Below are 13391 nucleotides of genomic sequence, written 5' to 3'. Positions count from 1 at the left end.
CGAGAGAAACGTACGCAATGAATGACATGGAACGGCAGGCGCGGCTTGCCCAGTTGGCACGGGAAATTTGGGAGGCGGAGGGCCGCCCGGACGGGCACGCGGACCGCCATTGGGCCATGGCCGAGCGGCTGGTGGAGGCCGAAGAGCGCGCCGCCGAACAGGCCGCCGAATACGCGGCCACACCGATCGCTGCACGCCAGTAACGGCGTGTCTGGCAGCGTGCATGGGCCTGCCGGTTGCGGGCCGGCCCATGTGCGGCGGATCGCTCCGCCAGTGCAAAATCGCGCACCGTTTGCGTTCACCGTTCTAAGGAGTCACCGATGGCCACTCGCAAGTTCACCCAGCGCTCGCGCATTCGCGAAGGCCGTCCCAACCCGCTCGGCGCCACCTGGGATGGGTTGGGCGTCAACTTCGCGCTGTATTCGCGCAATGCCACCCGGGTGGAGCTGTGTCTGTTCGACGAACGTGGCCGCGAACAGGAGCGCATCGCGCTCCCCGAATACACCGACGAGGTCTGGCACGGCTACCTGCCCGATGCACGCCCTGGCCAGTTGTACGGCTACCGCGTACACGGCCCATATGCGCCCGATGCCGGGCACCGCTTCAATCACAATAAGTTGCTGTTGGACCCGTATGCCAAGCAGATCGTTGGCGAACTCAAATGGGCGCCACACCTGTTCGGCTACACCATCGGTCATCGCGACAAGGATCTGAGCTTCGACCGCCGCGACAGCGCCGCGTTCATGCCCAAGTCTGCGGTGATCGACCCGGCCTTCACCTGGGGCCAGGACCGCCCGCCGCAGACCCCGTGGAACCGCACGGTGATCTACGAAGCGCATGTACGCGGCCTGAGCATGTTGCACCCGGCGGTGCCGCCGGAAGAGCGCGGCACCTTCTCGGCACTGAAAACCGACGAATTGATCGACCACATCAGTTCGCTCGGCGTCACCGCAGTGGAATTGCTGCCGGTACATGCATTCGTCGACGATCAATATCTGCTGGAAAAAGGCCTGCGCAATTACTGGGGCTACAACACGCTGGGCTTTTTTGCGCCGCAGGCGCGTTACATGTCCACGCGCACCGTGGCCGAGTTCAAGCAGATGGTGGCGCGCCTGCATCACGCCGGCCTGGAAGTGCTGCTGGACGTGGTCTACAACCACACTGCCGAAGGCAACGAGCTCGGGCCCACGCTCTCGTTCAAGGGGATCGACAACGCCAGCTATTACCGCCTGGCCGACGATCGCCGCTTCTACATCAACGACACCGGCACCGGTAACACCTTCGACCTCACCAACGTCGGCGCGCTGCGCATGGTGATGGATTCGCTGCGTTACTGGGTGCAGGAAATGCACGTGGACGGCTTCCGTTTCGATCTGGCCAGCATCCTGGGCCGCGAACGCTATGGCTTCGATCCGTCCGGCAGTTTCCTGGATGCGGTGCGCCAGGACCCGGTGCTCAGCCAGACCAAGTTGATCGCCGAGCCGTGGGATATCGGACCCGGCGGTTATCAGGTGGGCAACTTTCCGCCGGGCTGGGTGGAATGGAACGACAAGTTCCGTGACAACGTGCGCGCGTTCTGGCGCGGCGACGGCGGCCAGCTGGCCGAGTTGGCCACGCGCCTCACCGGTTCTGCGGACCTGTTCGATCACAGCGGCCGCCGCCCAACCGCATCGGTCAATTTCGTTACCGCGCATGACGGCTTCACCCTGCGCGATCTGGTTAGCTACGAAGGCAAGCACAATCTCGCCAATGGCGAAGACGGCAGGGACGGCAGCGACCACAACATTTCGTCCAACTATGGCGTGGAAGGCGAGACCAACGACCCGGCGATCAAGCAGCTGCGGCGCCAGCAGATGCGCAACCTGCTCGCCACCTTGCTGTTGTCGCAGGGCACGCCGATGCTGCTGGCCGGCGATGAGTTCGGCCATAGCCAGAACGGCAACAACAACGCCTATTGCCAGGACAACGAGCTGACCTGGATCGACTGGACCGCCGCCACCAAGGCGGCCGCCGCCGACCAGGCCGCACTCGTGCGCCGATTGATTCGTATTCGGCAGCGCTACCCGCTGCTGCATCGCGCGCGTTTCTTCGACGGCAAGTTCGATGAAGCGCTGGGCCTGAAGGATCTGACCTGGCTCGCGCCCAACGGCACCGAGATGGATGAAGCCGGCTGGCACGACCCGGAAGCGCGCGCGCTGATGCTACGTCTGGATGGCCGCTCGCCGACTACCGGCCTGCGCGAGATTGCCGCCAACGTGACGCTGTTGATGCTGATCAATGCCGCCTCCACTGCCGTGTCGTTTACGCTGCCGGCCATGCACGACGAACATTGGCGCGTGCTGGTGGACACCGCACGCCACGGCGGCCGCGTGGTGGCCGGTGGCAGCGAATGGAAGGCCCCGGCGCATTCGCTGACGCTGCTGGCCGTGGAGCGCGACCGCATCGTCAGCAGTGCGCGGATCGTCTCCGAAGGAGCGCGCTGATGGCGAGGATGGCCTGATGGATGTCCTGTTGGCAGGGGCGACCGGCTTGGTCGGCAAGCACGTGCTGCAGCAATTGCTGGGCGATACGCGTTGCACCGGCGTGGTTGCGATCACGCGGCGGCCGTTGGCGCAGATCCACCCCAAGTTGCGCAACCAGGTGGTCGATTTCGAACGGCTCGATCACTGGACGGCACCGCGCATGGAAGCGGCCATCTGTGCGTTGGGCAGCACGATGAAACAGGCCGGCTCGCGCGATGCGTTCTATCGTATCGACCACGATTACCCGCTCGCCATCGCACGCGCCGCCTGCGCGCAAGGCACCTCGGTCTTCGTGCTGAACTCGGCCGCAGGCGCCAACGCGCAGTCGCGCATCTTCTACAGCCGCGTCAAGGGCGAGTTGGAACGCGATCTGCGCGAGATCGGCTTCCCCTCGCTCACCTTCGTGCGGCCCGGGCTGATTGGCGGCGAACGCGAAGAACCTCGCACCGGCGAGCACATCGGCAGTCTCGTCCTTGGCGCACTCGGCCCGGTCCTGCCGCGCCGGTTCCGCATCAATCCGGCCGAGCGGATTGCGGCGGCGATGGTGTCTGCTGCGCTGGCACCGGCGCGGGGTGAGCACAACGTCGAGGCGGCGGAGTTGGCTGGCTAAGGCTGTCTCGCCCCTTTATCGCAAGGGCGTCGGATCCAGGCGACAAGCCGCCGTGTCGTGGAGCGTACTTATGCGCGACGACGGGTTGCCGAGGGAGCCTGACCACGCGCAGGCACGCTCCTACGGATCCGCGTGCAGTCGACGGGCATCGTCGCGCCAGCCCTAATACGTGCTCGCTTTCCCAACGACTAGCCACTATCCATCAGCACCTGCGTTCGTCGCAAGGACGTTGCGCATGGAAGAACTGATTGCCTGCTGTATGTAGGAACGTGCCTGCGCGACGAGGGGTTACCGATGACGCTTTATCGCGCGCAGGCACGCTCCTACGAATCGGCGTACAGCCGATTGGTATCTCCGCCAGCAGATCGTGCTTACACCCCCAGGGATTGCCCGCCATCCACTGCAAGCACTTGCCCGGTGATCCAACTCGCCTGCGGCGATGCCAGAAAGAAGGCCGCATCGGCAACATGCTGCACCTGTCCGAAGCCACCGAACGGGATGCTGTCGCGGATGCGCGCATATAGTTCCGGCTCCTCGCGGCTGCGCGTGTCCCATAGTCCATCGGGAAATTCGATCGATCCAGGCGAGATTGCATTGACGCGGATGCGCTCGCGCGCCAGTTCTGCAGCCAGGGTGGTGGTGTAGTAGTTGAGTGCCGCCTTGGCGGTGGAATAGGCAATCGCGCGTGGGGTAGGGCGTTGCGCATTGATCGAGCTGATGTTGAGGATCACCGCAGCCGCGCTGCGGCGCAAATACGGCAGCGCGGCGCGGTTGCAGCGCACCGCGGCCATCAGGTCGATCTCCAGGCCGGCCTGCCAGCTTGCATCGTCGTTGCCATGTCCGAAGCCGGAAGCGTTGTTGATGACCACGTCCAGCCCATCCAGCGCTTGTGCTGCGGCGTGCACATAGGCATCGATCTGCGTGGCGTCTGCCAGGTCGCAAGGCAGTGTATGCACCGCGTCGCCCTGCGCCGCCAGTGCGTCTGCAGCTTGTGCAAGACCGGCGGCATTGCGCGCGCAGATCGAAACCTGCGCGCCATTACGCACGAACGCCTCGGCGATCGCCAGGCCGATGCCACGGCTGCCGCCAGCAATCAACACGCGTTGCGGACGAAGTGCGGTGTTGGACATGGCGGCTGCTCGGTTTGGAAAGCCGCATTATCCGATAGCCGCGCGCCACGGGGTCGCCACGCGTATCGCCAGTGCGGCACGGACGACGATCGCTCTGCACGCTTGCGCTGTATCGGCATTGGCTGCAGCGGTTTGCATTGCCGCATTGCCACATTGCGCAGCGCCGCAGAAAACAGGCATGCACAAACGCACGCAGCAACACCGCGTACGGTGGCGACCGCTGTCATATCGCTGCCACGTGCGATCGGCATTGCCTGCCCCGCCTGCCTCATCACTGCCGGCGATCAGCTCATGCGTTTTTGATTGCTTGGCGCTAACCAAACGTTTACACACCGGCGGCGCGCTGCGGGCACAACGTGCGAGTCATCAAGCGGAATTTGCACATGGAAACCCATATCACCGTGATCGGCGCCGGCTTCTGCGGCACCGCGCTGGTCCGTGCACTGGCGCAGACGGCCGATGCGCAGGTACGCATCACGCTGGTCGGCGTGGCCGAGACCTTCGGTAGCGGGATCGCCTACGGCGCAGCGCGGCCGGAGCATCTGCTCAACGTGCGTGCCAAGGATCTGGGTATCGACGCGCAGGCGCCCGGTGCCTTCGCCGACACCCTGCATCTGGGCGAGAGCGGCCGGTTGGAGTTCCTGCCACGGCTGGCCTATGGCGACTATCTGCGTAGCGAGCTGGATGCGGCGGTGAGCGGCGCGCAGGCCTCGATCATGCGGCTGTCGCAGGAAGCGGTAGCGGTGGAGCGCGTGCGCAAGGGGTTCCGCGTGTTTCTGGCCAATGGCGATGCCTTCCAGAGCGATCGCGTGGTGCTGGCGGTGGGCGCACTGCAACCGCAGGCGCTGGCGGGTATCGGCCCGCGCTTGAGCGTGCATCCACGTTACATCGGGTGGCCGTGGCAGGGCGATGCGTTGGCGCGGTTGTCGCCAGACGACGATGTGTTGATCGTCGGTACCGGGTTGACCATGGTGGACGTGGCGCTGACCTTGCACACGCGCGGTCATCGCGGCCGCCTGCTGGCGATTTCGCGGCGCGGGCTGGCACCGCAGGCGCATCTGCGCCAGCCCGGCGCTGCATTGGAATTGCCGCCGCATCTGCAGCGTGCGCTCAAGGACGCCGACCTGCGCGGCCTGCTGCGCGGGGTGCGTCAGCTCAGTGCGGTGGTCGACGATTGGCGTCGCGTGGTGGATGCGCTGCGCCCGCATTTGCAGCCGCTGTGGCAGCGCCTGGAACTTCCCCAGCGTGCACGCTTTTTGCGCCATCTGCGCCCGTACTGGGAAGTGGCGCGCCATCGCGTGGCGCCCGGTGCGGCCGAACAGCTGGCGCAACTGCAGGCATCGGGCCAGTTGCAGATCGTCTCTGCGCGCTTGCTGCGGGCGCGCTGGGTGCCAGATGGCGTGGAGGCGGTGATCCGCCCGCGTGGTGCTGCCGACGCGCAGACCGGTCATTACGATGCAGTGATTCGCGCCACCGGACTGGATACCGACATCGATCGCACCAGCGATCCCTTGATCGCCGGCATGCGCGAAGCCGGTCTGTTGCGTGCCGATCCCTTGGGCCTGGGCGTGGACACCGATGCGCAACTGCGTGTGCGCGATAGCGCCGGTCAGATCGTGCCGGGACTGTATTGCGTCGGGCCACTTTTGCGGGGGCGTTACTGGGAAATCACCGCCGTGCCCGAGCTGCGCGCGGCCACGCGCGCATTGGCCGACCGCTTGTTGCTGGGCGCAACGCCAGCATTACAGCCCACGCCCGAGCACGTGCCGCGCGAGGTCAATGCGCGTTTGTAGGTGTGGCAATTGACGAGATCCTTGACGATCTCGACCGCGTATCGCGCCGCCTGCGCGTGCGCCGTGATGGCCGACATCTGGATCTGTGCGCGGCGTCCGCCGGCAAGCGCACTCATGCCGCGCGATGCGTAGTGTCGCGCGCGCACGTAGGCCGAACTGGGGCATGTTGGCGGTCCTGGGCGCATGCACGCCCGAGCCATCGCATCCCTCTCTGCCTGGAGTCCACCATGCCACGTCTTGTTCCTGCCGCGCTGTTCGCCACGCTGTGCGCGTGTGCATTGCCTGCGCTGGCCACCGAATCGCTGAATAACCGTGCCGAAGTTGTCGCTGCCCTGGACGCCGGCTACGACGTCAGTGTGAGCACCGACCTTGCACGGTGCACGCCCGAAGAAGGCACGCCGGCCACCCAGACCCGCGGCGGCCGCCACATCGATGCCTATCGCATCACCGCAGACGGCACCCTGGCCTTTTCCGATGCGCATTTCACCGTGGCCAACGACGGCAAGCCGATCCAGCAATTCATGCGCTACCAATTGCGCCCGGATGACACGCTGCGCTTCACCACCTACATGTACGACTTGCCGGGACTGCAGCAACGCGGGCCGGTGTTGGCATATCAGTGCAAGATCAATGCAGGTGTGCGCTTCCATGCCGATTGAGCACGGCTGGCAAGCCATCCGCTGAGGCGGTTGGCCAGCGCTTGCGGTTGCGTGCACCCGGCAACATCGGCAGCAGTGGGTGCGACCTGCGCAGACGCCATCAACGTCGGCGTGGCGCGTCATTCACTCGGGTGCTGTCGTGTCGTCGTGGCGCCGGTTGCTGTCCACGGCGACAGCAATTGGACCTTCACCCTCACCCGCACGGCCGACCTGCCAACCGCCGCCCAGCGCCTTGAAGGTCGCAACCGCACTGCGCGCAGCCTCGGTGCGCGCCTGCGCCTGCGCGTCGGAGGCGCGTAGCAGGCTGTCATCGGCATTGAGCACTTCGATCAGGCTGACGGTCCCTTTTTCGTAGGCCAGCGCAGAGGCGCTGCGCGCATTGCCGAGTGCATCCACGCCCTGCGTCAGCACCGCTGCTTGCTGCTCGCGTTTGATCAGTGCGGTGAACGCATTTTCGACGTCTTCGGTGGCGCGCAGCACCGCCAGGCGGTAGGCCGCCAGTTGTTCGGCTTGCTGGCCCTTGGCCTGCGCGATCTGCGCATTGATGCGGCCGAAGTCGAACAGCCGCCAGCGCAGGCCGAGCACGCCGGTCGATTGCGCGGCGTCGCTGGTAAACAGGTTCGCACCGGAGATGGCCGTGGCGCTGCCAAGCAGGCCGCTGAGCGAAAATTTGGGGTAGTACTCGGCCATCGCCACGCCGATGCGCGCGTTGGAGGCGGCCAGCCGGCGCTCGGCCACGATCAGGTCGGGCCGGTGCCGTAACAAGTCGCCGGGGGTACCGCTGTCGGCGATCTGCGGGGCCGGCGGAATGGGTCTGGTCGCCGACAGCTCGGTGCGGTGCGTGCCGGGCGGCACGCCAAGCATCACGTCCAGCGCGTTCATTGCCGCAGCCAGGCCTGCTTCCAGAGGCGGCACGCCGGCTTGCGCCTGCGCGAGCGCGCCCTGGGCCTGCTGCAGTTGCAGTTCGGCGGCCAGGCCCTTGCCGTGCAGCAGCGTCACCATCGAGAGCAGGCCCTGCTGGGTGGTCACCTGGCGCCGGGCCACGTCCAGTCGCGCCTGCAAGCCGCGGACGCTGATGTAGATATCGGCGGTCTGCGCGGCAACTGCCAGACGGGTGGCGGCAGCACCTGCTTCGGTGGCCTGGTAGTCGGCCAAGGCCGCCTGGCGGCCGCGGCGCAGCCCCCCGAACAGGTCCAGCTCCCAGCTGGCACCCAGGTTGGCTTCGTAGATGCTGGCGTAGCGATCGAAGCTGGGGGTGCTGTCGAGCACCTGGCCCAGCGGTGTTTCCAGCGACTGGTAGGCGCGCGTGGCGCTGCCGCTGATGTTGCCGGCCGGCAGCAGCGCGGCGGTGGCGGCACTCAGCCCGGCGCGCGCCTGGGCAACGCGCGCCCCGGCTTGGGCCAGGTCCAGGTTTTGCGCCAGCGCCGCGTTGACGTAGCGGCTCAGGTCCGGATCGTTGAAGCCGTCCCACCAGGTCGGCAGGTTGGTGGGCACTGCGGCCTGGCGCTGTGTGATGTCTGCCTGGCCGATATAGCGGTCCGGCAGTGGCGCTTCCGGCCGGGCGTAGTCGGGACCAACCGCGCAGCCTGTGACGAGGCTGGCGGCAACGAGCGCTGCGAGGGTGCGGAGTGACGACATGGCGGGGCCGAGTGACGGATGGTGAGTGACTATAGTACGAAATAGTCACTTTTGTAAGTCGCACACGACGGCGCTAAGCTGTCGCGATGAGCAAAGCATCCAACTATCCCGTGTCGGGCCGCGGCCCGGCCGACCATGATGTCCGCGACCAGATCGTCGTGGCCGCCACCGAGCATTTCAGCCGCTATGGCTACGAAAAGACGGCCGTGTCCGACCTGGCAAGGGAGATCGGTTTTTCCAAGGCCTACATCTACAAGTTCTTCGAGTCCAAGCAGGCCATCGGCGAGATGATCTGCTCGCACTGCCTGGGGGAGATCGAGGCCGAAGTACTGGCCGCGGTGTCTGCTGCGGCGTCGCCGCCAGAGAAATTGCGTAGCCTTTTCAAGACCATTATCGAGGCGAGCCTGCGACTGTACTCGCGCGAGCGCAAGTTGTACGAGATCGCCACCTCGGCCGCGACCGAGCGCTGGCCGCCAGTCATCGCGTACGAGGGCCACATCCAGGCACTGCTGCAGGAGATCCTGGTGCAAGGGCGCCAGAACGGTGATTTCGAGCGCAAGACGCCGCTGGACGAACTGACCCAGGCCACCTATCTGGTGATGCGTCCTTACATCAACCCGGTGCTGCTGCAGCACAGCCTGGATCATGCCGGCGACGTGCCGCTGCTGTTGTCCAGCCTGGTATTGCGGAGCCTGTCGCCATAAAAACCGCTTGTGACTATTGACTGATTTAGTCACAAGTCTCAGGATGCGAGCCTTCATCCGATCGCTCCGGGATTGCCATGCGTCGCCGCCGCCTTGTCGCCTCTACCCTCCTTTGTGTCCTGCCGCTGGCGCTGAGCGCCTGCGGTGGCAAGGCGCAGACCGATCCACGCACCGCCGCACCGCTGGTACGGGCGGCCACGGTGGGCGACGCCAGCAGTGCGGCGCGCAGCTTCTCCGGCACGGTCGCGGCGCGGGTCCAGAGCGATCTGGGCTTCCGTGTGGCCGGCAAGGTGTCCGAGCGGCTGGTCGATGCCGGGCAGCGCGTCAAGCGCGGGCAAGCGCTGATGCGCATCGACCCGGTGGATCTGCAGCTGGCTGCCCGTGCGCAGCAGGACGCGGTGGCCGCCGCGCGCGCCCGCGCGCAGCAGACCGCCGAAGATGAGGCCCGCTACCGCGACCTGCGCGGCACCGGCGCCATCTCGGCCTCGGCCTACGACCAGATCAAGGCCGCCGCCGATGCGGCCAAGGCGCAGCTGAGCGCCGCCCAGGCTCAGGCCGACGTGGCGCGCAACGCCAACCGCTACACCGACCTGCTGGCCGATGCCGATGGCGTGGTGATGGAAACGCTGGTCGAGCCGGGCCAGGTGGTCGCGGCCGGGCAGACCGTGGTGCGGCTGGCGCACGCCGGCCCGCGCGAGGCGGTGATCCAGCTGCCGGAAACCCTGCGCCCGCAGGTCGGCTCGGTGGCCCAGGCCACGCTGTTCGGCAACGCCGCCGTCAGCGTGCCGGCCACCTTGCGCCAGCTGTCCGAGAGTGCCGACCGGCTCACGCGCACCTTCGAGGCACGCTACGTGCTGGACTGCGCGCTGGCGCAGGCGCCGCTCGGCACCACGGTCAGCGTGCGCGTACCCGGCGGCACCGCCTCGGCGAACCAGGCCGGCCTGCAGGTACCGCTGGCCGCGCTGTTCGGCGCCGGCAAGGGGCCGGGCGTGTGGGTGATTGCCGGCAACCCGACCAAGGTGAGCTGGCGGCCGGTCACGGTGCTGGGCCTGGACGATGACCACGCCAACGTTACCGGCAAGCTGGCACGCGGCGAGCGCATCGTGGCGTTGGGGGCGCATCTGTTGCGCGAAGGCGAGCAGGTCCGCATTGCCGGCGAAAGCGCGGCCGGTCGCAGCACGGCCGAGTGCTGGCAGCACCGTCAAGGCGACAGGAGCGCAACCGTGAGCGAGGGCCGATTCAATCTGTCGGCGCTTGCCGTGCGCGAGCGCTCCATCACGCTGTTTCTGATCTTCCTGATTTCGCTGGCCGGCCTGGTCGCGTTTCTCAAGCTCGGTCGCGCCGAAGATCCGGCATTCACCATCAAGGTGATGACGATCGTGACCGCCTGGCCGGGCGCCACGCCGCAGGAAATGCAGGACCAGGTGGCCGAGAAACTCGAAAAGCGCATGCAGGAGCTGCGCTGGTACGACCGTACCGAAACCTACACGCGCCCGGGTCTTGCGTTCACGACGCTGACCTTGATGGACAGCACCCCGCCTGGTAAGGTGCAGGAGCAGTTCTACCAAGCGCGCAAGAAGGCTGGCGATGAAGTGGCCAACCTGCCGGCAGGCGTGATCGGGCCGCTGATCAACGACGAATATGCCGACGTCACCTTCGCGCTGTTCGCGCTCAAGGCCAAGGGCGAGCCGCAGCGCTTGCTGGCACGCGATGCCGAGACCCTGCGCCAGCGCATCCTGCACGTGCCAGGCGTCAAGAAGGTCAACATCATCGGCGAGCAGCCCGAGCGCATCTTTGTCGAGTTCTCGCACGAGCGTCTGGCCACGCTGGGCGTCAGCCCGCAGGACGTGTTTGCCGCCCTCAACGCGCAAAACGCGTTGAATGCGGCCGGCTCGGTGGAAACGCGCGGGCCACAGGTGTTCATTCGCCTGGATGGCGCGCTCGACAGCCTGCAGAAGATCCGCGACACCCCGTTGGTGGTGCAGGGCCGCACGATGAAATTGTCCGATATCGCCACCGTCGAACGCGGCTACGAAGATCCGTCCACCTTCATGATCCGCAGCGGCGGCGAACCGGCGTTGTTGCTGGGCATCATCATGCGCGATGGCTGGAATGGCCTGGACCTGGGCAAATCGTTCGACGCCGAAGTGGGCGCGATCAATGCCGAGCTGCCGCTGGGCATGAGCCTGAGCAAGGTCACCGACCAGGCCGTCAACATCGATGCATCGGTCGGCGAATTCATGACCAAGTTCTTCGTCGCGTTGCTGGTGGTGATGCTGGTGTGCTTCGTCAGCATGGGCTGGCGCGTGGGCATCGTGGTGGCCGCCGCGGTGCCGCTGACGTTGGCCGCGGTATTCGTGGTGATGCTGGCGACGGGAAAGAACTTCGACCGCATCACGCTTGGCTCCTTGATCCTGGCGCTGGGCCTGTTGGTGGACGACGCCATCATCGCCATCGAGATGATGGTGGTGAAGATGGAAGAAGGCTATAGCCGGGTTGCCGCCTCGGCGTATGCGTGGAGCCATACCGCCGCACCGATGTTGTCCGGCACGCTGGTCACTGCGGTGGGCTTCATGCCGAACGGCTTTGCCGCTTCCACTGCCGGCGAATACACCAGCAACATGTTCTGGATCGTGGGCATTGCGTTGATCGTGTCCTGGGTGGTGGCGGTCGTGTTCACGCCGTACCTGGGCGTGAAGATGCTGCCGGAGATGAAGAAGATCGAAGGCGGCCACGCCGCGATGTACGACACCCCGCGCTACAACCGCTTCCGCGATGCGCTGGCGCGGGTCATTGCGCGCAAGTGGCTGGTGGCAGGCTCGGTGGTGGGCCTGTTCGTGCTGGCGATCCTTGGCATGGGCATCGTCAAGAAGCAGTTCTTCCCGATCTCCGACCGCCCCGAAGTGCTGGTCGAAGTGCAACTGCCGTACGGCACCTCGATCAACCAGACCAGCGCGGCCACGGCCAAGGTGGAAGCGTGGCTGGCCAAGCAGGACGAAGCCAGGATCGTCACCGCCTACATCGGGCAGGGTGCGCCGCGCTTCTTCCTGGCGATGGGGCCGGAGTTGCCGGACCCGTCGTTCGCCAAGATCGTGGTGCGTACCGACGACCAGCACCAACGCGACATCTTGAAGTTGCGGCTGCGTCAGGCCGTCGCCGAAGGCCTGGCCTCCGAAGCGCGCGTGCGCGTGACCCAGCTCACCTTCGGTCCGTACTCGCGCTTTCCGGTGGCGTACCGCGTCAGCGGCCCCGAGCCGCAGGTCGTGCGTGGCATCGCCGGCAAGGTGGAACAGGTCATGCGCGGCAGCCCGATGCTGCGCACCGTCAACACCGATTGGGGTGTCCGCACGCCAACGCTGCATTTCAGCCTGGATCAAGACCGCCTGCAGGCGGTGGGGCTGAGTTCGACCGCGGTCGCCCAGCAGTTGCAGTTCCTGCTCAGCGGCGTGCCGATCACGCTGGTGCGCGAGGATATCCGCAGCGTGCAGGTGGTGGCACGCTCGGCCGGCGATACCCGCCTGGATCCGGCACGCATCGCCGATTTCACCCTGGCCGGCGCCAATGGCCAACGCGTGCCATTGGCGCAGGTGGGCAAGGTGGATATCCGCATGGAAGAGCCGATCATGCGGCGCCGCGACCGCGTGCCGACCATCACGGTGGGCGGCGATGTCGACGACCAACTGCAGCCGCCGGACGTATCGGCGGCGATCAGCAAACAGCTGCAGCCGCTTATCGCCACACTGCCCAGCGGTTATCAAATTACCCAAGCAGGTGCCATCGAGGAATCCGGCAAGGCCACCACTGCGATGCTGCCGCTGTTCCCGATCATGCTGGCGGCCACGTTGCTCATCATCATCCTGCAGGTGCGTTCGATCTCGGCGATGGTGATGGTGTTTCTCACCAGCCCGCTCGGCCTGATCGGTGTGGTGCCGACCTTGATCCTGTTCCAGCAGCCGTTCGGCATCAATGCGCTGGTGGGATTGATTGCACTGTCGGGCATCCTGATGCGCAACACGCTGATCCTGATCGGACAGATCCATCACAACGAAGCCGAGGGTCTGGATCCCTTCCATGCGTTGGTGGAAGCCACCGTGCAGCGTGCGCGTCCGGTGATTCTGACGGCACTGGCGGCGATCCTGGCATTCATTCCACTCACCCATTCCGTGTTCTGGGGCACCTTGGCCTACACGCTGATCGGCGGCACGTTGGCCGGCACCGTGTTGACCCTGGTGTTCCTGCCGGCGATGTATTCGATCTGGTTCAAGATCCGGCCCGATCCCGGCAAAGGGAATAACGCGCCGGCAATTGCCCGGCTGGCATGAAGCACTTCTGTGA

9 protein-coding genes and 1 pseudogene are annotated in these 13391 nt (G+C 66.0%); 8 read left to right on the top strand and 2 right to left on the bottom strand.

The annotated features are described in order from the left end of the window. Positions 1 to 17: 17 nt before the first annotated feature. The 3 genes from J7360_RS00910 (at position 18) to J7360_RS00900 (ending at position 3132) form a co-directional block, all read left to right on the top strand. On the top strand, positions 18 to 203 hold the full coding sequence (locus J7360_RS00910) for a DUF2934 domain-containing protein (RefSeq protein ID WP_008575499.1): 186 nt from the start codon (positions 18 to 20) through the stop codon (positions 201 to 203). 117 nt (positions 204 to 320) lie between these two features. Beyond that, entirely contained in the window at positions 321 to 2483 is a 2163-nt protein-coding gene (gene glgX, locus J7360_RS00905) for a glycogen debranching protein GlgX (RefSeq protein ID WP_057658791.1), read from the top strand. Positions 2484 to 2499: 16 nt separating this feature from the next. Continuing rightward, positions 2500 to 3132 carry an NAD(P)H-binding protein gene (locus J7360_RS00900; RefSeq protein ID WP_007974855.1) on the top strand — a complete coding sequence of 211 codons (633 nt, stop codon included), beginning with the start codon at positions 2500 to 2502 and terminating at the stop codon, positions 3130 to 3132. Between the two features lie 371 nt (positions 3133 to 3503). Here J7360_RS00900 and J7360_RS00895 read toward each other — a convergent pair whose 3' ends face one another. Beyond that, a complete protein-coding gene (locus J7360_RS00895) occupies positions 3504 to 4262 on the bottom strand; it encodes an SDR family oxidoreductase (RefSeq protein WP_022558072.1) in 759 nt (252 codons plus the stop codon). Between the two features lie 383 nt (positions 4263 to 4645). Here J7360_RS00895 and J7360_RS00890 point away from each other — a divergent pair, with 383 nt between their 5' ends. Both J7360_RS00890 and J7360_RS00885 read left to right on the top strand, forming a co-directional pair. Then, complete coding sequence (locus tag J7360_RS00890; protein WP_057658787.1) at positions 4646 to 6055, top strand: FAD/NAD(P)-binding protein; 1410 nt, start codon at positions 4646 to 4648, stop codon at positions 6053 to 6055. Between the two features lie 227 nt (positions 6056 to 6282). Further along, entirely contained in the window at positions 6283 to 6714 is a 432-nt protein-coding gene (locus tag J7360_RS00885) for a VirK family protein (protein WP_017156537.1), read from the top strand. Positions 6715 to 6837: 123 nt separating this feature from the next. Here the strand turns inward: J7360_RS00885 and J7360_RS00880 are convergent, their stop codons facing one another. Next, entirely contained in the window at positions 6838 to 8352 is a 1515-nt protein-coding gene (locus J7360_RS00880; protein ID WP_057658786.1) for an efflux transporter outer membrane subunit, read from the bottom strand. Positions 8353 to 8438: 86 nt separating this feature from the next. Here J7360_RS00880 and J7360_RS00875 point away from each other — a divergent pair, with 86 nt between their 5' ends. The 3 genes and pseudogenes from J7360_RS00875 (at position 8439) to J7360_RS00865 (ending at position 13378) form a co-directional block, all read left to right on the top strand. Beyond that, positions 8439 to 9056 carry a TetR/AcrR family transcriptional regulator gene (locus tag J7360_RS00875; protein WP_057658784.1) on the top strand — a complete coding sequence of 206 codons (618 nt, stop codon included), beginning with the start codon at positions 8439 to 8441 and terminating at the stop codon, positions 9054 to 9056. 77 nt (positions 9057 to 9133) lie between these two features. Further along, a pseudogene (locus J7360_RS00870) lies at positions 9134 to 10283 on the top strand (efflux RND transporter periplasmic adaptor subunit). After that, on the top strand, positions 10280 to 13378 hold the full coding sequence (locus tag J7360_RS00865) for an efflux RND transporter permease subunit (protein WP_057658779.1): 3099 nt from the start codon (positions 10280 to 10282) through the stop codon (positions 13376 to 13378). The pseudogene J7360_RS00870 and the gene J7360_RS00865 overlap by 4 nt, the downstream one beginning before the upstream one ends. The last annotated feature ends 13 nt before the right edge of the window (positions 13379 to 13391 follow it).

Source organism: Xanthomonas sp. D-99, from assembly GCF_017746145.1.
Taxonomy (GTDB): domain Bacteria; phylum Pseudomonadota; class Gammaproteobacteria; order Xanthomonadales; family Xanthomonadaceae; genus Xanthomonas; species Xanthomonas cissicola.
Note: the sequence above shows the minus strand (reverse complement) of the source record. Positions and strands in the feature narration are given on the sequence as shown.